General features: G+C 59.8%; 20 protein-coding genes. 7 read left to right on the top strand and 13 right to left on the bottom strand.

Annotated features, from left to right (window positions below):
- Nucleotides 1–660 carry a GntR family transcriptional regulator gene (locus HK44_RS04280; RefSeq protein ID WP_019689533.1) on the bottom strand — a complete coding sequence of 220 codons (660 nt, stop codon included), beginning with the start codon at nucleotides 658–660 and terminating at the stop codon, nucleotides 1–3.
- A 264-nt stretch (nucleotides 661–924) separates the two neighbouring features.
- On the opposite strand from HK44_RS04280, the gene xdhA reads away from it, so the two are divergent.
- The 4 genes from xdhA to guaD all read left to right on the top strand — a co-directional run bounded on the left by xdhA (nucleotide 925) and on the right by guaD (nucleotide 7059).
- A complete protein-coding gene (gene xdhA / locus HK44_RS04275) occupies nucleotides 925–2379 on the top strand; it encodes a xanthine dehydrogenase small subunit (RefSeq protein WP_019689532.1) in 1455 nt (484 codons plus the stop codon).
- Nucleotides 2372–4771 (top strand): xanthine dehydrogenase molybdopterin binding subunit, encoded by a 2400-nt coding sequence (xdhB, locus tag HK44_RS04270; RefSeq protein WP_019689531.1) that lies wholly within the window; start codon nucleotides 2372–2374, stop codon nucleotides 4769–4771. The genes xdhA and xdhB overlap by 8 nt, the downstream gene beginning before the upstream one ends.
- 117 nt (nucleotides 4772–4888) lie before the next feature.
- Complete coding sequence (gene xdhC / locus HK44_RS04265) at nucleotides 4889–5731, top strand: xanthine dehydrogenase accessory protein XdhC (RefSeq protein ID WP_019689530.1); 843 nt, start codon at nucleotides 4889–4891, stop codon at nucleotides 5729–5731.
- A gap of 23 nt (nucleotides 5732–5754) precedes the next feature.
- Nucleotides 5755–7059: a guanine deaminase gene (gene guaD / locus HK44_RS04260; protein ID WP_019689529.1), complete on the top strand. Its 1305-nt coding sequence runs from the start codon at nucleotides 5755–5757 to the stop codon at nucleotides 7057–7059.
- A 76-nt stretch (nucleotides 7060–7135) separates the two neighbouring features.
- On the opposite strand, the gene HK44_RS04255 is transcribed toward guaD, so the two are convergent.
- A complete protein-coding gene (locus tag HK44_RS04255; RefSeq protein WP_019689528.1) occupies nucleotides 7136–7900 on the bottom strand; it encodes a GntR family transcriptional regulator in 765 nt (254 codons plus the stop codon).
- A 375-nt stretch (nucleotides 7901–8275) separates the two neighbouring features.
- On the opposite strand from HK44_RS04255, the gene HK44_RS04250 reads away from it, so the two are divergent.
- Nucleotides 8276–9466 (top strand): benzoate/H(+) symporter BenE family transporter, encoded by a 1191-nt coding sequence (locus tag HK44_RS04250; RefSeq protein WP_019689527.1) that lies wholly within the window; start codon nucleotides 8276–8278, stop codon nucleotides 9464–9466.
- Between the two features lie 58 nt (nucleotides 9467–9524).
- Here the strand turns inward: HK44_RS04250 and HK44_RS04245 are convergent, their stop codons facing one another.
- Complete coding sequence (locus HK44_RS04245; protein WP_019689526.1) at nucleotides 9525–9869, bottom strand: YggL family protein; 345 nt, start codon at nucleotides 9867–9869, stop codon at nucleotides 9525–9527.
- A gap of 233 nt (nucleotides 9870–10102) precedes the next feature.
- Here HK44_RS04245 and dacB point away from each other — a divergent pair, with 233 nt between their 5' ends.
- The gene (dacB, locus tag HK44_RS04240) at nucleotides 10103–11563 is read left to right on the top strand and encodes a D-alanyl-D-alanine carboxypeptidase/D-alanyl-D-alanine endopeptidase (RefSeq protein WP_019689525.1); all 1461 of its coding nucleotides are present in this window, start codon (nucleotides 10103–10105) and stop codon (nucleotides 11561–11563) included.
- A gap of 184 nt (nucleotides 11564–11747) precedes the next feature.
- Here dacB and HK44_RS04235 read toward each other — a convergent pair whose 3' ends face one another.
- On the bottom strand, nucleotides 11748–14147 hold the full coding sequence (locus HK44_RS04235) for a sensor domain-containing diguanylate cyclase (RefSeq protein WP_019689524.1): 2400 nt from the start codon (nucleotides 14145–14147) through the stop codon (nucleotides 11748–11750).
- Between the two features lie 138 nt (nucleotides 14148–14285).
- Nucleotides 14286–16556, bottom strand: coding sequence for a bifunctional 23S rRNA (guanine(2069)-N(7))-methyltransferase RlmK/23S rRNA (guanine(2445)-N(2))-methyltransferase RlmL (gene rlmKL, locus HK44_RS04230; protein WP_019689523.1), 2271 nt, complete (start codon nucleotides 16554–16556; stop codon nucleotides 14286–14288).
- A gap of 812 nt (nucleotides 16557–17368) precedes the next feature.
- On the opposite strand from rlmKL, the gene rmf reads away from it, so the two are divergent.
- On the top strand, nucleotides 17369–17584 hold the full coding sequence (gene rmf / locus HK44_RS04225) for a ribosome modulation factor (RefSeq protein ID WP_003223300.1): 216 nt from the start codon (nucleotides 17369–17371) through the stop codon (nucleotides 17582–17584).
- A gap of 306 nt (nucleotides 17585–17890) precedes the next feature.
- On the opposite strand, the gene HK44_RS04220 is transcribed toward rmf, so the two are convergent.
- The 8 genes from HK44_RS04220 to sctI form a co-directional block, all read right to left on the bottom strand.
- Nucleotides 17891–18910 carry a quinone-dependent dihydroorotate dehydrogenase gene (locus HK44_RS04220; protein WP_019689522.1) on the bottom strand — a complete coding sequence of 340 codons (1020 nt, stop codon included), beginning with the start codon at nucleotides 18908–18910 and terminating at the stop codon, nucleotides 17891–17893.
- Between the two features lie 82 nt (nucleotides 18911–18992).
- Entirely contained in the window at nucleotides 18993–20192 is a 1200-nt protein-coding gene (locus HK44_RS04215; RefSeq protein ID WP_242031539.1) for a hypothetical protein, read from the bottom strand.
- A gap of 245 nt (nucleotides 20193–20437) precedes the next feature.
- Nucleotides 20438–20620: a hypothetical protein gene (locus HK44_RS29600; protein ID WP_019689520.1), complete on the bottom strand. Its 183-nt coding sequence runs from the start codon at nucleotides 20618–20620 to the stop codon at nucleotides 20438–20440.
- 29 nt (nucleotides 20621–20649) lie between these two features.
- The gene (locus HK44_RS29595) at nucleotides 20650–20868 is read right to left on the bottom strand and encodes a hypothetical protein (RefSeq protein ID WP_242031538.1); all 219 of its coding nucleotides are present in this window, start codon (nucleotides 20866–20868) and stop codon (nucleotides 20650–20652) included.
- A complete protein-coding gene (locus tag HK44_RS04205) occupies nucleotides 20858–21541 on the bottom strand; it encodes an oxygen-regulated invasion protein OrgB (RefSeq protein WP_024264740.1) in 684 nt (227 codons plus the stop codon). The genes HK44_RS29595 and HK44_RS04205 overlap by 11 nt, the downstream gene beginning before the upstream one ends.
- Nucleotides 21513–22082: a secretion system protein gene (locus tag HK44_RS04200; RefSeq protein WP_031319317.1), complete on the bottom strand. Its 570-nt coding sequence runs from the start codon at nucleotides 22080–22082 to the stop codon at nucleotides 21513–21515. The genes HK44_RS04205 and HK44_RS04200 overlap by 29 nt, the downstream gene beginning before the upstream one ends.
- Nucleotides 22066–22788 carry an EscJ/YscJ/HrcJ family type III secretion inner membrane ring protein gene (locus tag HK44_RS04195; RefSeq protein ID WP_019689516.1) on the bottom strand — a complete coding sequence of 241 codons (723 nt, stop codon included), beginning with the start codon at nucleotides 22786–22788 and terminating at the stop codon, nucleotides 22066–22068. Before HK44_RS04195 ends, HK44_RS04200 begins: the two co-directional genes overlap by 17 nt.
- The gene (gene sctI, locus HK44_RS04190; protein ID WP_019689515.1) at nucleotides 22785–23093 is read right to left on the bottom strand and encodes a type III secretion system inner rod subunit SctI; all 309 of its coding nucleotides are present in this window, start codon (nucleotides 23091–23093) and stop codon (nucleotides 22785–22787) included. The genes HK44_RS04195 and sctI overlap by 4 nt, the downstream gene beginning before the upstream one ends.
- Nucleotides 23094–23153: the final 60 nt, after the last annotated feature.

Here is a 23153-nt window from a genome sequence, read left to right as displayed (position 1 = left end):
TCAGACAACCGGCAAGGCAGACAGCACCAGATCGCAACTGCGCCGGGCATAAGCCGAGAGCACGACGCGAATCTCTGGCAGATCACGAGCCAGCACGGCCGCGAGCAAGCGTTCGAACAGTTCGAGGAACTCGCTCATCTCGGCCTTGCGCTGTTCCAGGGCGAGAAAATACGCACGGCTCATGGCCGGTTGCAGGTTCTCGACGGTTTCCTGCAAATACGGGTTATTGGCGAACGGGTACGCCGCGCGCATCACGTTGAAGCTGTCTTCGACAAAAGCGCGGATGTCCTGACGCTCGTAACTGGCGCTCAGACGCTGCTGGATGTGCAGGAACGGCGCCATGTCGGCCTGGACCTGCCAGCCACTGGCCACCGAATTACCGAGCAGGATGTACAGCTCGCTCATCAGCGTGCACAGGCTCTGCACCTTGTGTGCGGTGAGTTCGGTCACATGAGCACCACGACGCGGCAGGATGGCGATCAGGTGCCGGCGCTCGAGAATCCGCAAGGCTTCGCGAACCGAGCCGCGGCTGACATTGAGGGCCAGCGTGACCTTTTGTTCCTGGATGCGCTCTCCCGGCTTGAGGTCGCCGTGAATGATGCGTTCGGCGAGGTGGTGAGCGATTTGCTCGGCGAGGCTGTCCGGCGCCTTGAACGTCATGGTTGTCCTTCAAACTCTTCGATCTGCACAAGCGGCGCAGTGTAGCGCACTTGCTGGGTGATGGCGCAGGGCCCCGCCAGCGGAATTTGGCACGATTCAAGCAAAAGCGAGGTATCCCGAGAGGGTCAATAATGAAAGAAGTCGCTGTTGATCGGCAAAAACGAATTTCCTGACCTTTAAGTCAGAAAATCATTGACCGAAAAGTCAGACCTGCTAAATTCAGGTTCGTCGGTTAACAACAATAATGAGTCTGCGAGGCCTTCCGTGATCCAGTTTTTACTTAACCAGGAACTCCGTAGCGAGCACGCCCTGGACCCGAATCTGACCGTGCTGAACTATCTGCGCGAACATTTGGGCAAACCCGGCACCAAAGAAGGTTGCGCCAGCGGTGACTGTGGCGCGTGTACGGTGGTAGTCGGTGAATTGCAGACCGACGACTCTGGCCGCGAACACATTCGCTATCGCAGCCTCAACTCGTGCCTGACGTTTGTGTCGTCGCTGCACGGCAAACAACTGATCAGCGTCGAAGACCTCAAGCATCAGGGCCAATTGCACAGCGTGCAAAAAGCCATGGTCGAGTGCCACGGTTCACAGTGCGGCTTCTGCACACCGGGCTTCGTCATGTCGCTGTTCGCCCTGCAGAAAAACAGCGATCACGCCGATTCCCATAAGGCCCACGAAGCCCTCGCCGGCAACCTCTGCCGCTGCACCGGCTACCGGCCGATCCTCGCCGCCGCCGAACAAGTGTGCTGCGCCAAACAGCCTGACCAGTTCGATGCTCGCGAAGCCGAAACCATCGCTCGCCTGAAAGCCATTGCGCCGACCGACACCGGCGAGCTGAACAGCGGTGACAAACGCTGCCTGGTGCCGCTGATCGTCGCCGATCTGGCCGACCTCTACGACGCTTATCCGCAAGCCAAACTGTTGGCCGGCGGTACCGACCTGGCGCTGGAAGTGACCCAGTTCCACCGCACGCTGCCGGTGATGATCTACGTCGGTAACGTCGCAGAAATGAAGCGCATCGAGCGCTTTGACGATCGCCTGGAAATCGGCGCCGCCAGCGCCCTCTCCGACTGCTACGACGCCCTCCAGGCCGAGTACCCGGACTTCGGCGAATTGCTGCAACGTTTCGCCTCCTTGCAAATCCGCAATCAGGGCACCCTCGGCGGCAACATCGGTAACGCCTCGCCGATTGGTGACTCGCCTCCGCTGCTAATCGCTTTGGGCGCGCAGATCGTGCTGTGCAAAGGCGAAACCCGTCGCACCCTGGCACTGGAAGACTATTTCATCGATTACCGGGTCACTGCGCGCCAGGAAAGCGAGTTCATCGAGAAGATCATCGTGCCGCGTGCCAGCGCTGAACAATTGTTCCGTGCCTACAAGGTTTCCAAGCGTCTGGACGATGACATTTCCGCGGTCTGCGCAGCATTCAACCTGCGCATCGAAAACGGCGTGGTTGCCGACGCCCGCGTCGCGTTCGGCGGCATGGCCGCGACACCGAAACGCGCGAAAAGCTGCGAAGCCGCGCTGCGCGGAGCGCCCTGGAACAACACAACAGTGGAGCGTGCCTGCGCCGCCCTTGCGCAAGACTTCACGCCGCTCTCGGACTTCCGTGCGAGCAAGGAATACCGCCTGCTCAGCGCGCAGAACCTGCTGCGTAAATACTTCATCGAACTGCAAACACCGCACATCGAGACTCGGGTGACCGCTTATGTCTAACCATCACAAAGTCGAGAAGACCCAAGCCGAACTGGCCGAACTGTTTGCCAAGGACCTGACCACCGGTGTCGGTCGCAGCGTCAAGCACGACAGCGCCGACAAACACGTGTCCGGTGAAGCACAGTACATCGACGACCGGCTGGAATTCCCGAATCAACTGCACGTTTACGCGCGGCTCTCGGACCGCGCCCACGCGAAAATCATCAGCATCGACACCAAACCTTGCTATGCCTTTGAAGGCGTGCGCATCGCCATTACCCACAAAGACGTGCCGGGCCTGAAAGACATCGGTCCATTGTTGCCGGGCGACCCATTGCTGGCCATCGACGACGTGCAATTCGTCGGTCAAGTGGTGCTGGCGGTGGCCGCGAAGGACCTGGAAACCGCACGCAAAGCGGCCATGGCCGCGATCATCGAATACGAAGATCTGGAGCCGGTGCTCGACGTGGTCGAAGCCCTGCGCAAGCGCCATTTCGTGCTGGATAGCCACACCCACAAGCGCGGCGATTCGGCCACTGCGCTGGCGACCGCCGAGCACCGGATTCAAGGCACGCTGCACATCGGCGGCCAGGAACACTTCTATCTGGAAACCCAGATCTCTTCGGTGATGCCGACTGAAGATGGCGGCATGATCGTCTACTGCTCGACCCAGAACCCCACCGAAGTGCAGAAACTGGTGGCGGAAGTGCTCGACGTCTCGATGAACAAAATCGTTGTCGACATGCGCCGCATGGGTGGCGGTTTTGGCGGCAAGGAAACCCAGGCCGCCAGCCCGGCCTGCCTCTGCGCGGTGATCGCGCACTTGACCGGGCAGCCGACCAAAATGCGTCTGCCACGGGTCGAAGACATGCTGATGACCGGCAAACGTCACCCGTTCTACATTGAATACGATGTGGGCTTCGACGACGCCGGGCGCCTGCACGGCATCCAGCTGGAGCTGGCCGGCAACTGCGGTTGTTCACCGGACCTGTCGGCGTCGATCGTCGACCGGGCGATGTTCCACTCGGACAACTCGTACTACCTGGGCGACGCGACCATCAACGGTCACCGCTGCAAGACCAACACCGCATCGAACACCGCCTATCGCGGCTTTGGCGGCCCGCAAGGAATGGTCGCCATCGAAGAAGTGATGGACGCCATTGCCCGTCATCTGGCTCTCGATCCGCTGGCGGTGCGCAAGGCCAACTACTACGGCAAGACCGAGCGCAACGTCACCCACTACTATCAGACCGTCGAGCACAACATGCTCGAGGAAATCACCGCCGAGCTGGAAGAAAGCAGCCAGTACACCGAACGCCGCGAAGCGATCCGGCGCTATAACGCCAACAGCCCGATCCTGAAAAAAGGCCTGGCGCTGACCCCGGTTAAATTCGGTATTTCCTTCACCGCCAGCTTCCTCAACCAGGCCGGTGCGCTGATTCACGTCTACACCGACGGCAGCATTCATCTGAACCACGGCGGCACCGAAATGGGCCAGGGCTTGAACGTCAAAGTTGCGCAAGTCGTGGCCGAAGTGTTCCAGGTTGAAATCGACCGTGTGCAGATCACCGCGACCAATACCGACAAGGTGCCGAACACCTCGCCGACCGCCGCGTCCAGCGGTGCCGACCTGAACGGTAAAGCTGCGCAAAACGCCGCCGAAATCATCAAGCAACGCCTGGTGGAATTTGCCGCGCGCAAGTATGCGGTCAGCGAAGAAGACGTGGAATTTCACAACGGCCACGTGCGGGTTCGCGATCAGATCCTGACCTTCGAAGAACTGATCCAGCAGGCGTATTTCGCCCAGGTGTCGCTGTCCAGCACCGGCTTCTACAAGACCCCGAAAATCTACTACGACCGTAGCCAGGCACGCGGTCGGCCGTTCTACTACTACGCGTTTGGCGCAGCCTGCGCCGAGGTGATCGTCGACACCCTGACCGGCGAATACAAAATGCTCCGTACCGACATTCTGCATGACGTCGGCGCCTCGCTGAACCCGGCCATCGACATGGGCCAGGTCGAAGGTGGCTTCATCCAGGGCATGGGCTGGCTGACCATGGAAGAGCTGGTCTGGAATGCCAAGGGCAAACTGATGACCAACGGCCCGGCCAGCTACAAGATCCCGGCGGTCGCCGACATGCCGCTGGATTTGCGGGTCAAGCTGGTGGAAAACCGCAAGAACCCGGAAGACACGGTGTTCCATTCCAAGGCCGTGGGCGAACCACCGTTCATGCTCGGCATCGCCGCCTGGTGCGCGATCAAGGATGCAGTGGCGAGCCTGGGCGATTACCGGCATCAGCCAAAAATCGACGCACCGGCCACACCGGAGCGGGTGTTGTGGGGCTGTGAGCAGATGCGCCAGTTGAAGACGGTGAAAGCCGCGGAAGCCGAGACCGAGCTGGCTTCGCTGTAAAGACCGCGGAGCGGCCAATCGCGAGCAGGCTCGCTCCCACAAGGATTGCGCTGTACCTGTGGGAGCGAGCCTGCTCGCGATGAGGCCCGAACAGACAACAGAAATGTTGAGGTGAACATGTACAACTGGATCGACGCCCTCGCCGACTTGCAAACCCGGGGTGAACCCTGCGTGTTGGTGACCATCATCGAAGAGCTCGGCTCGACGCCGCGCAATGCCGGTTCGAAGATGGTCGTCAGCGCCGCACAGGCGTTCGACACCATCGGTGGCGGGCATCTGGAATACAAGGCGATGCAGGTCGCCCGGGAAATGCTTGCCAGTGGCAAACAGGATACTCATCTGGAGCGTTTCACCCTCGGCGCCAGCCTCGGCCAGTGCTGCGGTGGCGTCACCGTGTTGCTGTTCGAACCCATGGGCCAGGTGCAAGCACAGATCGCCGTGTTCGGTGCCGGCCACGTCGGTCGGGCGCTGGTGCCGTTGCTGGCCAGCCTGCCCTGCCGGGTGCGCTGGATCGATTCGCGGGAGGCCGAGTTCCCCGAACAGATCCCCCACGGCGTGCGTAAAATCGTCGCCGAAGAACCGGTGGACGAAATCGATGACTTGCCCGCTGGTAGTTACTGCATCGTCATGACCCACAATCACCAGCTCGACCTGGAGCTCACCGCGGCGATCCTCAAGCGCAATGACTTCGCCTACTTCGGCCTGATCGGCTCGAAGACCAAACGGGTGAAGTTCGAACACCGCCTGCGCGAGCGCGGTTTCGACAACGCCGTGCTGCAACGCATGCGCTGCCCGATGGGCCTGGGCGAGGTCAAAGGCAAATTGCCGGTGGAAATCGCCATCTCCATCGCCGGCGAAATCATCGCCACCTATAACGCGAATTTCGGCCAGCACAGCGCGAAAGCCGAACCTATTGCCAAACTGCTGCCCACCTCGCGCCGCAGTCATGCTTCGAACTAAAAAGCCATGAACCGAGAACGAAAATGCCTTTGACTCGCAAAGCCTACCGTGCCGCCATTCTGCACAGCATCGCCGACCCAGCCGTGGTGGGTATCGAAGCCTCCTACGAGTATTTCGAAGACGGCTTGCTGGTGACTGAAAACGGCCAGATCAGCGCCATCGGCCCTGCCTGCGAACTGCTCGCCAGCCTGCCTGCCGACATTCAAGTCACCCATTACCAGGATGCGCTGATCACGCCGGGCTTCATCGATACGCACATCCACCTGCCGCAAACCGGCATGGTCGGCGCTTACGGCGAACAACTGCTGGACTGGCTCAACACCTACACTTTCCCGTGCGAAAGCCAATTCGCCGACAAGGCCCACGCCGAAGAAGTCGCCGGCATCTTCATCAAGGAACTGCTGCGCAACGGCACCACCACCGCACTGGTGTTCGGCAGCGTGCATCCGCAATCGGTGGATTCGTTCTTCGAAGCCGCACGGACGCTCGACCTGCGGATGATCGCCGGCAAGGTGATGATGGACCGCAACGCCCCGGACTACCTGACCGACACCGCCGAATCCAGCTATATCGAAAGCAAGGCACTGATCGAACGCTGGCACGGCAAGGGTCGTCTGCACTACGCGGTGACGCCGCGCTTTGCACCGACCAGCACCCCGGAACAACTGACCCTCGCCGGCCAGTTGCTCAGCGAATACCCCGACCTGTACATGCAGACCCACATCAGTGAAAACCTGCAGGAAGTTCAATGGGTCAAGGAACTGTTCCCGGAGCGCAAGGGCTACCTGGACGTCTACGACCACTACAAATTGCTCGGCGAACGCTCGGTATTCGCGCACGGCGTACACCTGTGCGATGACGAATGCGCGCGCCTTGCCGAAACCGGTTCGGCGATCGCCTTCTGCCCGACCTCGAACTTCTTCCTAGGCAGTGGTCTGTTCAACCTGCCGATGGCCGAAAAGCACAACCTGAACGTCGGCCTGGGTACTGACGTGGGTGGCGGCACGAGTTTCTCGCTGCTGCAAACCCTGAACGAAGCCTACAAAGTCATGCAACTGCAAGGCGCCCGTCTGAGCCCATTCAAATCGCTGTACCTGGCAACCCTTGGCGGTGCCCGCGCACTGCGCCTGGAAGACAAGATCGGCACCCTGCAACCGGGCACCGACGCCGACTTCCTGGTGCTGGACTACAACGCCACGCCGCTGCTCGGCTATCGCTTGAAACAGGCCAAAAGCATCGCCGAGACGTTGTTTGTGCTGATGACATTGGGGGATGACCGGACTGTTCTGCAGACGTATGCGGCGGGGAATCTGGTTCACCAGCGTTAAGCCTTTCAGAAACAAAAAATCCCCCGCAATCGTTGGTTGCGGGGGATTTTTTTATCGCCTGTCAGACCGCGGTCTATCAATGCTTGGCGGTTGGCCGCCCCGGCTTTTTGGTCTGCAACAAGTGCGAGAACACCGCGTGCAAATCGTCCGAAGCGCTTTCTTCGTCGAGGTTGAGCTTGCTGTCGATGTGGTCCATGTGATGCATCATCAGGTTCACCGCCAGCTCGGCATCGCGGGCCTCGATGGCATCGATCAACTGAGTGTGTTCATCATAGGAACAGTGCGAGCGGTTACCGCTTTCATACTGGGCGATGATCAACGAAGTCTGCGACACCAGGCTGCGCTGGAAGCTGATCAACGGGGTGTTCTTCGCCGCCTCGGCCAGCTTCAGGTGGAACTCGCCAGACAGACGAATACCGGCACCACGGTCGCCACGGGAGAAGCTGTCGCGCTCGTCGTTGACCATTTGCCGCAGCTCGGCAATCTGTTCAGCGGTCGCGTGTACGACTGCAAGTTCAGTGATCGCCTTCTCAACCAGACGCCGCGCCATGAATACCTGACGGGCCTCTTCGACACTCGGGCTGGCAACCACGGCGCCACGGTTGGGACGCAACAGCACCACACCTTCGTGGGCCAGACGCGACAACGCACGGCGAATGATGGTGCGACTGACCCCGAAAATCTCTCCCAGCGCCTCTTCGCTCAATTTTGTACCGGGCGCCAGGCGCTGTTCGAGGATGGCCTCGAAGATATGCGCATAAACGATATCGTCCTGGGTTCCGCTGCGGCCGGCTTTACCTGCTCGCGGTTGTTTCTTGAGGGGCTGCAACTGTTCGTTCATGGGCACTCGAGTCGGGAGAACTGCGGCGAATTGACTGTGACTGTAATACGGCACAGTAGGTCGCTGGCAAGTATTGCGTAAAAAACACAGCACATTGTACACAACCGGCGGTGGCAACACGACTGTACGGCCATATACGCCCCCGGCTGTATTGCAACACCCCGTCACGTTTGAGTTTAGGCTTGAACACCTGGCCCGTGGCGAGGGAGCTTGCTCCCGCTGGACTGCGCAGCAGTCCTGAAACCTGCCGATTCGTTTATTCAGTAACCTTACTCGCACATTACGACCGCTGCGCGGCCGAGCGGGAGCAAGCTCCCTCGCCACACTGGTCGCTGCGAACTTTATTCGTATACCAAGAACAAGGAACACCGCGCCATGACCGACGCCACTCACGTGCAACTTCGCCCACTGGCCGACACTTCACCTTCGGCTATCGTCGCCGGGTTCATCGCCATGATGACCGGCTACACCAGCTCACTGGTGCTGATGTTCCAGGCCGGCCAGGCGGCGGGCCTGACCAGCGGGCAAATTTCGTCGTGGATCTGGGCGATTTCGATTGGCATGGCGGTGTGCTCGATCGGTTTGTCCTTGCGTTATCGCACACCGATCACTATTGCCTGGTCGACGCCCGGTGCGGCGCTGCTGATCACCAGCCTGTCGGGCGTGACCTACGGCGAGGCGATTGGCGCCTACATCACTTGCGCCGTGCTCGTCACCCTTTGCGGCATGACCGGCAGCTTCGAACGCCTGGTCAAACGCATTCCTGCGTCACTGGCGGCGGCGTTGCTGGCGGGGATTCTGTTCAAGATCGGCAGCGAAATTTTCGTCGCCGCCCAGCACCGCACGGGCCTGGTACTGGGGATGTTTTTCACCTATCTGGTGGTCAAGCGCCTGTCGCCGCGTTATGCGGTGCTGGCGGCCCTCCTGATCGGCACGGCACTGTCCGGCGTCATGGGCCTGCTGGATTTCAGCAGTTTTCATCTTGAAGTGGCCACCCCGGTCTGGACCACCCCGCACTTCTCCCTTGCGGCGACCATCAGCATCGGTATTCCATTGTTCGTGGTGGCCATGACCTCGCAGAACATGCCTGGCATCGCCGTATTACGCGCCGACGGCTACAACGTGCCGGCCTCGCCGCTGATTACCACCACCGGCATCGCTTCACTGTTGCTGGCGCCATTCGGCTCCCACGGGATCAACCTTGCAGCGATCAGTGCAGCGATCTGCACCGGGCCGCACGCCCATGAAGACCGTAACAAGCGTTACACCGCAGCCGTCTGGTGCGGGATTTTCTACGGGATAGCCGGGGTCTTTGGCGCAACCCTCGCGGCGCTGTTCGCCGCCTTGCCGAAGGAGCTGGTGCTGTCGATTGCCGCGTTGGCGCTATTCGGCTCGATCATCAACGGCCTGAGCATCGCCATGAGCGAAGTAAAGGAACGTGAAGCGGCATTGATCACCTTTATGGTCACTGCGTCGGGGTTGACACTGTTTTCCATCGGTTCGGCGTTTTGGGGGATTGTGGCGGGCGTGGTGACGCTGATGATTCTGAACTGGCGCAAGGCCTGAAACGCGGGATTTTGTTACACAAACAAATCGGCGGCCCTCAGGCCGCCGATTCAGAACATCAGGCTACCGGATTGATCGGCTTTTCCGGGTACCAAACGTCCAGCAACGGGCTGACTTCTACGCTGGTCAGCTCGGTGCGGGCTTTCAGCCAGGCTTCAACGGCGGTGCGTTGTTCTGCGCTGACCGAGCCACGTTTTTGCAGGCAAACCAGACCGTAGTCGTCGCCGCCAACGTAGCCGAGGCCGTTAGCTTCCATGGCTTCTTTCAGAAACGCGTCGAGGAAAGCGTCAACAGCCTCGTCAGCCAGATCTTCTTTGAAATCCAGGTTCAGTTCGAAACCCAGCTCTTGAAATTCATCGACGCAGAGTTTTTTGCGCAGACGCTGGGAACGGTTAGTCGCCATTGGAACAATCCTCAAAAGTAATAACGGGCGGCACTTTAGCAGTTTAAGCCGTTGTTTGCCCGATTCTCTGGCGGCTTGCGCCTACCGTCGGTAAAAAAATAGCGGATTCGTTCCTCTGCGTACGGCACAAGCCGCTACTCCTTGGGGCATAATGCCGACACTTTCGCGACCACCGAGGGAATTTATTCTCATGCCCTCATCTTTTCCCCCTCGGCTGTAGGGTTTTATTTCAGATGATCAAATCTTTGCGTCCATTGCTTCTCGCCAGCCTGCTTGTGCCACTGGCCTTCCCTGTTTCCGCTGCCCCGACCAACACCACCCTGCCACCCAGCGTTGAAAAAGCGCTCAAAGCCAGCAAGCTGCAGGACAATGCCCTGTCACTGGTGATGATTCCGCTCAACGGCCCGGGCACACCGACAGTCTTCAACGCTGACGTTTCGGTCAATCCGGCCTCGACCATGAAACTGGTCACCACCTACGCCGCGCTGGAAATGCTTGGCCCGAACCACCAGTGGAAAACCGAGTTCTACACCGACGGCACCCTCAATGGCGGCATCCTGCACGGCAACCTGTACCTCAAGGGCGGCGGCGACCCAAAGCTGAACATGGAAAAACTCTGGTTGCTGATGCGTGACCTGCGGGCCAATGGCGTGCAGCAAGTCACCGGTGACCTGGTGCTGGACCGCAGTTTCTTCGTCCAGCCGCAATTGCCGGAGTTCAATGACGACGGCAAAAACGAAAACAAGCCGTTCCTGGTCAAGCCCGACGCGCTGATGGTCAACCTCAAGGCCCTGCGCTTTGTGGCTCGCAACGATTCGGGCAAGGTTCTGGTGTCGGTCGAACCACCGATCGCCAGCATTCGCATCGACAACCAGGTCAAAGCGCTCAGCGGCAAACAGTGTTCCGGGGGCGTGCGCTACAACCCGGTGACCCAGGCCGACGGCAGCGTGAGCGTGACCGTTGCAGGCCAGTTGGCCGACGGTTGCAGCTCGCAGACTTACCTTTCGCTGCTCGATCATGCGACCTACACCGCTGGCGCCGTGCGGGCGATCTGGCAGGAACTGGGTGGCAGCATCCAGGGCAAGGATCGTCTGGCCGCCGTACCGAAGGATGCCAAGGTACTGGCCCGGGCGTTCTCGCCGGACCTGGCGGAAATTATCCGCGACATCAACAAATACAGTAACAACACCATGGCTCAGCAGCTGTTCCTCAGCCTGGGCGCGAAATACCGCACCGACGCCGATGCCGACGATGCAAAAGCCGCACAACGCGTGGTCCGTCAGTGGCTGGCGAAGAAAGGCATCACCGCACCGCACCTGGTGATGGAGAACGGTTCCGGTCTGTCTCGCGCCGAACGGGTCAGCGCCCGTGAGATGGCGAGCATGCTGCAAGCCGCCTGGAGAAGCCCGTACTCGGCCGAGTTCGTCAGTTCGCTGCCGATCAGCGGCATGGACGGCACCATGCGCAAACGCCTCAAGACCACCGCAATGCGCGGTGAAGCACACGTCAAGACCGGCACCCTGAACACCGTGCGCGCTATCGCCGGTTTCAGCCGCGACAGCAACGGCAACACCTGGGCAGTGGTCGCGATCCTCAACGACCCGGCGCCTTTTGGTGCACATACAGTGCTCGATCAGGTGCTGCTGGACCTGTACCGCCAGCCGAAACTGGCAACAGCCGAGTCGGCGCTTTAAGCCTCACTTAAACACTGCGCAACTGTGGCGAGGGAGCTTGCTCCCGCCCGGTCGGTCCGCGCTCGGGCGCAGCAGCCGCAAAATCAACAAATCGGATACATCTGACCCAACACAATCATCGCCTTCAGGGTCGCTTCGCGCCCCAGCGGGAGCAAGCTCCCTCGCCACACAAACCTAAACCGGCTTACGCCAGCTCCACCTCAACCCGATCCCGCCCGGCCTGCTTCGCCGCATAAACCCCCGAGTCAGCGCGCAGCAGCAAGGCATCAGCCCCCTCCCCGGAACGCCAACTGGCGATACCAAAGCTGGCAGTCACCGTGCCCAGGCCGTCGATCGGCGTATTGCGCAAGCTCTGCCATAACTCGACGGCCAATGTATGGGCATGCTGCCCATTGGTGTCCGGACACAGCACCATGAACTCCTCGCCTCCCAGGCGACAGAACACATCGGTGCGCCGCAAACGATGGCGGATGCGCTGACAGATCGCCTGCAACACCCGATCGCCGGCCGCGTGGCCGTACACATCATTGATACGCTTGAAGTGATCGATATCCAGCATGATCACCGCCAATTCGCCGATACCTCGCTCGACCCGGGCCATTTCCATGGTCAGCCGCTCCTGGAAATAGCGTCGATTGTGAATGCCGGTCAGCGAGTCAGTCACTGACAAGGCGCGCAGCTCTTCCTCGACCCGTTTGAGGTCGGAAATATCCGAAATGTAGCCGTGCCACAACACCCCGCCGCCGGGCAACTCTTCCGGTGTTGCCTCACCGCGCACCCAACGCAGGCCACGGACGGGCAACTGCACGCGGTACTCTTCGCGCCATGGGCTGAGCTTTAACGAAGAGACCCGGATCGAGGCACGCACCCGAGCGACGTCCTGCGGATGAATCCGCTCGAAAATCGCCTCGGCGTTCTGTAGAAGCGTGTCCGGATCGATCTCGTAAATATCGCGAATGCCATCACTGGCATAGATCACACTGAAGCGCCCGTCTGCCGCCATCTTGAACTGATAAATGCCGCCCGGCACATGAGCGCTGAGTTTCTTGAGCAGCAAATCGCGCGCCGCCAACGCTTCATGCACGCGCTTGCGCTCGGTAATGTCGATGCAGATCGCCAGATTCCCGACCCACAGCCCCTGCTCATCAAGCACGGCAGTGGCGAGCATGTTCACCGTCAGATGGCTGCCGTCCTGGCGCACCAAGGTCCATTCACGCGCTTGATGCCCACCCGTTTCGCCACCTTCCATCAGCATCGCCTGACAGCTCGGCACCGGTTTGCAGTAACGCTGACTGAGTTCCACGGCCCGCGCTTCCAGCTCAGCGGGCAGATGCAGGCTTTCCAGGGTCGCCTGTCCCAACACATCGTCACTGCGATAGCCGAGCATGTGCTCGGCACCGGCATTGAAGGTGGTGATCACACCGCGCAGGTTGGTGGCGATCACCGCCACTTGGGTCGCTGCGTCCAGCACCCCGCGCAACTGCCCATGAGCGCCGCTCAACTCCTGTTCTCGCAGGCGCAACTCGCGGGTGCGCTGCTCGACCAGCGCCAGCGCTCGTTGCCGTTGACTGACCAGAATGTAGAGCAAGGCACTGAGCAGTACGCTCAACAGCGCCCCCATCACGATCAGGCTGGCAACCGCCGAATGAGTGGCATGTTCAAACACCGCACTGGTGCGAATATCGAGGTCGTAGACATGATCTCCCAGTCGCAGCATCGAGCTGTAATGCAACGGCTGGTTCGCTACCGGGTTGGTAGATTCGTAGAGCGCTTGCGCCTGACCGTCCTTCGCCCGACCGCGAATCTGCACCACAAGGTTGTCCTGACTGGGCAACGGAAAACCATCGGCTACCAATTGACGCATGCTGATCACTGCCAGCACGTAACCAAGGGGCGCAGCGTTTTGAGCAGACGCTGCGGTATCGCGCAAAACCGGCTCGACCAGCAGTACGCCACGGGCATATTCAGGATCGACACCGAGCAGCAGCGTGGGCTCGGACACCGCCATTGCGTTGAGGGTGCGGGCCCTTTGCAGGGTTGCCCGACGTATCGGTTCCGAGAGCAAATCAAAACCCAGCGGCGTGGTTTTTGTGCCAAGTACCTGGCTGTACGACACCGGCGCGTATTCATCACGCTCGGCGGCAGGTTGCAATGTGGCAGAAGGTGTCAGATCGCGGATGGAAAACCCTGCGCTACCTTGCTCGCGCACCCGTTGCTCGAACGCGGAACGCTCACTGCGGGCAACCAGCGGTGCCCAAGCGTAGGCCTGAGTCCTGTGCAACAGTGCTTTGGTAAAGCCGTCGAACTCTTCACGGGAAACCGACTCGGAGTTGACGAAGAAACGCCGCAGGCTATCAAGGCGCTGTTCCTGATCGTCGAAACGCTCGGCGATCCGGCTCTTGCGTTCGTTGACCAGCATTTGGAAACGCTGCGCCATCTGCTGATGGTGCGCATTGAAGCTGGCCCAGGCGAGCAGCCCCGTCAGTACGCCACCAGCCAGCAACACCAGCAGCGCAATGAGCCAGGCCGAAACATCTTCACTGATCAAGCCCAGGATCTTGGGTCGTACGGCGTGCAACGGCATAAACAAAACTCAAAACGCCGGCGTGCTTTGGCGTCACCTTGGCTTTGTGTGAAGTTATAGCTATCAGCCATTAGATTAGCCAGCGCAAAAACACCACAGAACCTCGAAAAATCAAGGCTCTGTGGATCCAATCAGGCCTCAGCGCGCCATGATTTTCCAGGCGCGATGGATCTTGCCGTTACGGGCAAAGTCCGGGTCGATGGTTTGTGCGGTGATCTCCTCGACGGCATAACGCGCCGTGAGGTTTTCTTCAAGCTGGAACTTGCGGAAGTTGTTGGAGAAATACAACACGCCACCCGGCGCCAGACGGGCCATGGCCAGGTCCAGCAGCTGCACATGGTCCCGCTGCACGTCGAAGATCCCTTCCATGCGCTTGGAGTTGGAGAAGGTCGGCGGATCGATAAAGATCATGTCGAACTCGTCACGGCTGGCTTCCAGCCAGGCCATCACGTCGCCTTGCTCCAGACGGTTCTTGTCGGAGAAACCGTTCAGCGACAGGTTGCGACGCGCCCAATCCAGGTAGGTTTTCGACAGGTCGACGCTGGTGGTGCTGCGTGCGCCGCCCTTGGCTGCATGAACGCTGGCCGTCGCGGTGTAGCAATACAGGTTGAGGAAGCGCTTGCCGGCGGCCTCTTTCTGAATCCGCAGACGCATTGGACGGTGATCCAGGAACAGGCCGGTGTCGAGGTAATCGGTCAGGTTGACCAGCAACTTCACGCCGCCTTCGTTCACCTCGGTGAACTTGCCCTGCGCGCTCTGGCGCTCGTACTGCTTGGTGCCGCTCTGACGCTCGCGACGCTTGACGACCACCCGGCTCTTGTCAATGTTCAAGGCCTGCGGAATGGCCGCCAGCGCATCGAACATACGCGCCGAAGCTTTTTCCGGATCGATCGACTTCGGTGCGGCGTATTCCTGAACGTGAACCCAGTCGTGGTACAGGTCGATGGCCATGGAGTATTCCGGCATGTCGGCATCGTACACACGGTAGCAATCGACACCTTCACGCTTGACCCATTTGCCCAAGGCCTTGAGGTTTTTTTGCAGGCGGTTGGCAAACATCTGCCCGCCTTCGCTCAGACGTGGCTGCTCGACAACGGGAGCCGGCGCCGGTACAGGTTTGATCGGGTTGCCGTTCTTGTTGTACTGACGCTCTTGCGGCTCGGCCGGCGACTGATCGTAAGCCGCCTGCTCACGTTCGGCCTGACGCTGCTCCGGGGTACGACGCTCCCCAGTGACGAACTGGTCGGGCAATACTTTGATCAGCAGCAACTTGCACGGCAAGGCGCCGTTCCAGAACGAATACTGTTTGTGGCTGCGAATCCCCATGCGCTTGCCCAGGTCCGGTGCGCCGGTGAACACCGCCGCTTCCCAGTTCAGGCAGGCCTGACGCAGACGCTCGCCGAGGTTCTGGTAGAGATAGAGCAAGCTCGCCTCGTCGCCCAGACGCTCGCCGTACGGAGGGTTGCAGATCACCAGGCCTTTCTGGTTCTGGTCTGGACGCGGCTCGAAGGTTGCGACTTCACCCTGGTAGATCTTGATCCACTCACTCAGGCCTGCGCGCTCGACGTTATTGCGGCCCGGTTGAATCAGCCGTGGGTCGGCTTCGTATCCGCGAATCCACAGCGGTGGCTTGGCCAGACCGGCAGCGGCGCGGGCGACGGCTTCTTCGTGAAGTTTTTTCCACAGCGCCGGCACGTGACCGAGCCAGGCGGTGAAGCCCCACTGCTCGCGACGCAGGTTCGGCGCCATGTCGGCGGCGATCATCGCGGCTTCGACGAGGAACGTACCGACACCGCACATCGGGTCAGCCAGAGCGCCGCCTTCAGCGGCAATGCGCGGCCAGCCAGAACGAATCAGAATCGCCGCCGCGAGGTTTTCCTTCAGCGGCGCTGCACCTTGCTGCAAACGGTAACCGCGCTGGTGCAGGCTGTGGCCGGACAGGTCGAGGGACAGGATTGCTTCGCCACGGTCCAGACGCAGGTGAATGCGCAGGTCCGGGTTGAGTTTGTCGATGGACGGACGTTCACCCGACGGGGTGCGCAGTTTGTCGACGATGGCGTCTTTCACTTTCAGGGCGCCGAAGTGCGTGTTGTCGATGCCCGAGCCGTGACCGCTGAATTCGACGGCCAGGGTGCCGTCATTGAGCATGTGGTCTTGCCACTCGATATCCAGCACGCCGTGGTACAGGTCTTCGGCATCCTTCATCGGGAAACGCTTGAGCACCAGCAGCACCCGGTTAGCCAGACGCGACCACAGGCACAGGCGATAAGCCGTTTCCATGTCGGCCATGCCGCGCACAGCCGACGTGTGCTCACGCGCTTCCTCAAGGCCAAGCCCGACGGCTTCCTCGATCAGCAGGCCTTCGAGGCCCTTGGGGCAAGTGAGGAAGAGTTCGTAACGATCCGACATGGGAGTTCCAGGGCCTTTAGCAATAAGTGAACGGACAACGCATTGACCGCTCGGTTTTCAATCAAGCGCTTTTCTTGAAGAGCGCTCGCGTGGCACGAAAGTGTGCCGCCCCACCCAAGGGTCTGTTGACGTTTGGTGACGACCGCGAGGGATGCCCACGTGGTGCAGGGCAAGGCGCGAGGAACGTAGTCTGGTTGTTCCAAACAAGTTCCGAGCAACGCAGCCCTGCGCCACGTGGGCATCCGTCCCTTCGGGTTGCGCGCCAACGTGCGCGAGGCTGCGTTGCGGGATTTACCAAGGGAACAACCATTGGCGGCATCCCGCGCCTTGCCTCGCACACGTTGGCATCGCAACGCGGCTCGTCACCAAACGTCAACAGACCCTAGCCACTCAGCCAACCAACCGGTTGAATGAGCTTAGATGCCCGGGCAGATAAAAAATTCTGCGCAACAAAATGTCATAACTCGACCCTTCGTCGAATAGTACCCGAATGCAACGGGCGGACATTTTCACTCAATCATCAGCCTCATCATCCAGTGAAAGGCCGATCATAGCGAGCTTTGGTCAATGAACACGGGGATTACATCGTGTTACTTATGGCCTTAACATCATTATCGTTACGTCCTTATGACAAAACGATCATTCCCTCGATGTGACGCATTGGTTAGAACTCAATACAGGTTGACGCCGCAACGACGTCAACACCTTGGCTCGTGACGCCGGCAGCGAGCCACCAACGGCAGAAATTTTTCTGCCTGACCTCGATCGAGGTCGACGCGACAAATACAGTCAACAAGTGAGGGAAACACCCTATGAGAAGACTTAAGCGTGATCCGTTGGAAAGAGCATTTTTGCGCGGATATCAATATGGCGTTGGTGGAAAATCCCGTGAGCTTTGCCCCTTTACTCTACCGTCGGTACGCCAAGCCTGGATCAACGGCTGGCGAGAAGGACGTGGCGACAACTGGGACGGTATGACCGGCACTGCGGGAATCCATAGACTCAACGAACTTCACGCCGTCGGCTAAAACAGGGCACACACTCCGACACGAAAATCTGAACAGGTAACGACTTAACCACGCACGTCCTCTCCGGACGGCGGGCTTCGGCCCAAGGGCTCCTTCGAGGAGCCCTTTTTTATGCCTTCAAACAACCCAAAACCGACCATGAAATACTGTGTGGCGAGGGAGCTTGCTCCCGCTGGGCTGCGAAGCGGCCCCTATCCACACACCGCGTTATTCCTGATGCACCGCATTTGCTGATTTTAGGGCCGCTTCGCGCCCCAGCGGGAGCAAGCTCCCTCGCCACAAATGCCCTCACCACACGGGTTGGGGTTATCTCAAGGCGGCGATGGCATCCACCGATTCGCGAATCAGCGCCGGGCCTTTGTAAATGAAGCCCGAATACAGCTGCACCAGACTGGCGCCCGCAGCGATTTTCTCAGCCGCGTGCTTGCCTTCGGTAATACCGCCCACCGCGATGATCGGCAAACGCCCGGCCAGCTCGGCCGCCAGCACCTTGACCGTGTGAGTGCTTTTGTCGCGCACCGGAGCGCCGGACAATCCGCCCGCCTCGTCACCGTATTCCATGCCTTCGACGCCTACGCGGCTCAGGGTGGTGTTGGTCGCAATCACTGCGTCCATCCCGGTGTCGATCAACGCTTGCGCCACTTGAACGGTTTCTTCGTCAGTCATGTCCGGTGCAATCTTGATCGCCAGCGGTACACGCTTGCCGTGGCGTTGAGCCAGGTCTTCCTGACGCTGACGCAAGGCTTCGAGCAGTTGCTTGAGCGAATCACCAAACTGCAGGCTGCGCAGGCCCGGAGTGTTCGGCGAGCTGACGTTGACCGTCACGTAACTGGCGCGGGCGTAGACCTTGTCCAGGCAGATCAGGTAGTCGTCGACCGCACGCTCAACCGGCGTGTCGAAGTTCTTGCCGATGTTGATCCCCAGCACGCCCTTGTATTTGGCAGCCGCCACGCGCGCCAGCAGATGATCGACGCCGAGGTTGTTGAACCCCATGCGGTTGATGATCGCCTCGGCTTGCGGCAAGCGGAAAATCCGCGGCTTTGGATTGCCCGGTTGCGGACGCGGGGTGACGGTGCCGATTTCAACGAAACCGAATCCCAACTGCGCAAACCCGTCGATGGCCGCCCCGTTCTTGTCCAGACCGGCCGCCAGACCCACCGGGTTCGGAAAATCCAGGCCCATGACATTCACGGGCAACTGCGCCGGCGCCTTGCACAGCAAGCCATTGAGACCCAAACGCCCGCCTGCGCCGATCAGGTCCAGGGACAAATCGTGGGAGGTTTCCGGGGAAAGTTTGAACAACAGCTGACGGGCCAGGGTATACATGGGCGGGTTTGACTCTGGGCTACGAAAAGTGGCGGCGATTATAGCCGGGGTTGACCGAGACAGGCGACCTCTTTGCCTTGGCTCAAGGAACCGCAGTCTCCTGCAGCTCGTAGAGGTTATCGGTGCGCTTGGCACTGCCAAAGATGAGCGGAAAGTAAATAATCATCGCCATCAGGGCCAGGCAACCGCTCATGACATGGCCCTGATAACCTTCCTCGATCTCGGAATGACTCAGCAAAGACGCTACCGCGCCCGTCACCAAAGCGATGGCGTACCCCACCGAAAGACGCATTGCGCCGATATCGAATAGCGCATCCAGCAGTTGTTTTGGGGTCGGTCGCTGAACACTGGCGCGCACCTCCAAAACCATTTGCTGCAACGCTTGCGGGTCAGAAAATACCGAGTCCATCCCCGGGGAGGGAGATAGCATGTGCGAACTCTTGCAAAAAATGCCGACGAGGTCGTCCACGACAACGCCTAAGCCAGTCAATAGCCCCTGGATGGCGTCAGCGCCCAGACTGTAACCGAGTTCTGCAGCTGCTCGGGCCGCGCCGCTCAACGGCGTCAGTTGCCCCAGCTCCGCCAGTAAAAACTGAGCCACACCATAGACAGCGGTCGCTACTCCGGTGGTCGCGGCGGTGGCAGGATTCGCGTTGTCATGCAATGGAATGAAGACGTTGGCCAAGCCTCTGGCCAGCGTATAAATCGACCCGCCGACCACCGCCGGCAGTAACCGTTGAGACGCGCCAGTGAGATGCGCCGCGATCAGAGCCCCCATCGTAATACTGGCCATGCAAACACGCCCCAGACGCGACGCTGGATTAGCGGTCCCGTCACACTCATTTCGAATGGCCCCTACCAAGGTTAGCGCCGGGCCGATCATTGATATCGCGACCACTGCCCATGCGCGGGAGGCCTCAGGTGAATCGCCTTCGCGCAGAGCGTGCTCGACGTTGTAAGCGACGACCTGGCGCAGCACCACCGTCAATGCAACGATCAACCCCGTGCGTCCAGCGATATTCAGCAGATTGAGCCCAGGCTCTTTGGCACCCTCAAGCCAATCCATGCCCGCCTGGAGCAGGATGTGCATTCGGCTTTCACGGGTTTGCTCGGTATCTGCTGCATTCAACTCGGTGACCCGATTAAAAAAATCCTCGTTGATAGATTCCTCGGGTAACTGCCCATGCTCAACAAAATCGCTGGCACGCCCCACCACAACTCGGTCAGTTTCGCCGAGTTGCGTATAACGCTCCTCCACCTGAATGGTGACCTCGCGTTCCATTCGCGCCATCGCCGTTCTGATTTGCCTGTCGGTTCCAAGTGTTCCTACTCGGAAACCCGTTGAACAAAGCGCTGAGGGATCAGCCGTCAAGGAAGAGCTGCGTTCAGTCGCACTACCAGCGGGCGACGTTGAAGTGGGGTTGCCCGCAAGCGTAATAACTCTTCCAGCCGTTCCAGCAATGGGTAAAACCATCCGTGTTTCTCCTTATTGTTATTAAACGTCCGACAGTCTTTTTCAAGTTCGCCTTACCACTCACTCTTTTCCCACGCATCGTCATCCATCGTCGCGAATACCTTCTGCATAAAGCCCATGACGAAGATGCTCATGTTGAACGCCAAGCCATAGGCGCCCCTGATTTCCTTGAAGAGCAGCGAGCCCTCCAGCTTCTCTTCCTTCAAACGCACCAACACCTGAAGTGTCACGGCCATTAACGCCTTGGTAGTCGGATACGCCGAGGTCACGCCATCGGCACTGCGTAACGAACGGATAAATTCGTAGATAACATTTTCGCCCCCCCCTCCATGGCCAACAGTTGTTGATAGAGCCAGTCGAACTCAGGGTCCGGACGCTGGTTGCCGGGCAACTCCTGACGGGCCCCTAGCAGACGCGACTCCAGTGACTGGATCGTTGACGTGGTTTCGGGTTGGTGCGCGCCGACCATGGTTTCAATTTTCATGGCGCATCTCGCCAAAGCTCTGACACAGATCTCGGAGCCGTTGCATCGAGACCTGATCGAGCGTTCGAACCGACTCGGGCAACCGAGCCAGACAGGACAATAATTTGGGCTCCAGTTGCTGACCGCTTGCCTCGATATCGAACTCGAGCAACTGGTCAGCCAGGCGAAACACGTAACGCTCCTGCGGTTGAAAATCGAGGGACAACGTGCCGGGCCAGAACGCCTGCAAGCGTTGGCGCAGTTCATTGCCCCGTGGCTTGCAACGCATCGGCAGCAGCACCTGCAACACTGCGTCGGCGTGGCCCGATTGCTCCGCCAGCCAACGCTCGAGCATTTCATCCAGCCATTCGCCGCGATTCAACAAGTCGCCCAGCAACTGTCGAGCAGCCTGCGCGAGGTCTTTGCGCAATTGCAGCCCCAGCGCCTGCGATTCCAGCAAACCGCTCGCCAGACTTTCCGCCGCGCGCACCACGCCCTCGGCATAACCTTCTTGAAAAGCCTGGGCGCGGACATCTTTGGCGTCACGTTGAGCCTGGTCGACACACTCACGGGCCCAACGCTGGGCCTGATGCTGTAGTGAGTGACGCTGACGCGCCGCGACGATGTCTTCGCGGCAGATGCGCGCATCACTCGACGCGGGCATATCAGTCAGGGTTCGGATGGAGTCGAGCATGCTGCACCGCCAAAAAGAGAAGAGCCGTATCGGGTTCTGCCACCGGCCACTGCCTGTGCAGGTCGACGACCTGTGGAGAAAATTGCAATGACAGCCGCTCGAGCAACAGCGTTGGAATGTGTTCGGACCAGCCACACAGCGCATGGAAACCGGCCGCTTCGACCTGTTGCATCGGCGCCGATGCCAGGTCGACCGGCAGGCCAGCGCGAGAGCCCACGCTGCAACTGGCGAACTTGCGTAACGAGGCGGGCAATTGCTGCAATGCCCCGCCTCGCGCCAGCTGGGGGAAAAGCCGCCACGCGCCCAACAGCGCGGCGATGTAGGGCAATTGACGCCACTGCCGAACCCACAGATCGGCCACGGCAGTCTGCGGCGCCATTGGCCATGGACCTTGCAGCTCCAGGCCCTCGAGCAGGATTCGATTGAGCGCGCGTCGTGCGTCAGGTCCCTCGAAACCCACGGGTATGTGCAGACGCTCAGCGTGCACATAGTCCAGCGGCTCGGCGAGAATCCACCGCAAGCGCTCAGCGCACGACGTCACGTTGGCCCTCGCCCCATTGTCGATACCCGAACGCTGCGCCACCCGCCAACAGCAATGCCGTCAACGAGGCTAACCCCCATAGCCAGTTCGACTGACCGTGCACCGCGACCGCCGACGGCGCGACATGTTGTGTGGGCGAGCGTCGTGACAGGACCACTGAAATATTTTCGTACTCGACCGCCGCAAAACTGTTCTTCAAAAAACGCTTGATGTCGGTGATCAGCAACTGCGGTTCGATGTCCCGTTCGTGAACCGCCACGGCCGACAGGTGAATCGGCGCCGCCTTGCGCCCACCCTCCCCGGCATCCAGGTCATAACTGACATGCACCCGCGCCGACACCACCCCTTCCAGCACGCCCAACGATTGTTCGATCCGCTGTTCCAGCGCCGAGTACAGCCGGGCCTTTTCGGCTCTGGGCGATGCCACCAGCGTATCGCTGGGGAACATCTCGGCCACTTGCAACCGTGGCCGTGAGGGCAATGAATAGAGATTGAGCAAATCGACGGCGGCCGAAAAATCGATCTGATTGATTTTCACCGAATACCCGGTTTTGCCGGCGTCGACTTTTGTCGCCGTAATATTGTTTCGCAATAGAACCGAGAGCACCTCGTTTGCCTGCTGCTGATCCAGTCCTTCGAGCAGGCTTGGTTGACGACAACCCAACAGCACCACGCACAGCAGCATCAGCAGCGCGCTGGCTTTCATGAAGCGCGCAGCAGGGTTTCGGCCGTGCCCACGGCTTTACGCACCAGGACGTTCAGCAGGTTTATATCCACGTTGTATTGCCCGACCCGCTCCTGCAATTGGGTCAAGACTTCGGGGCTTGTGATATCGGGGCTCTGCAACAGTTGATTGATCGCCGACACTTCCTGTCCGCTGTTGACTGCCGAACCGGCGAAGGCTTCGATCAATCGGCTCTCGAGGGAAACGATCGGGCTTTCCTGGGAACTGCGTAATTCAGCGAACGCTGTTTGCTGGACGTTCGAATGGAGAATGCTTTGAGGAGACATGCGGTGCACTCATGGAAATGGCCATCGTCAGGCAACGACGGCCGGTTGAAAGTGAAGGAA

It is taken from the genome of Pseudomonas fluorescens HK44 (assembly GCF_000217955.3).
GTDB lineage: Bacteria > Pseudomonadota > Gammaproteobacteria > Pseudomonadales > Pseudomonadaceae > Aquipseudomonas > Aquipseudomonas fluorescens_AQ.
This window is presented reverse-complemented; position numbering and strand designations above follow the sequence as displayed.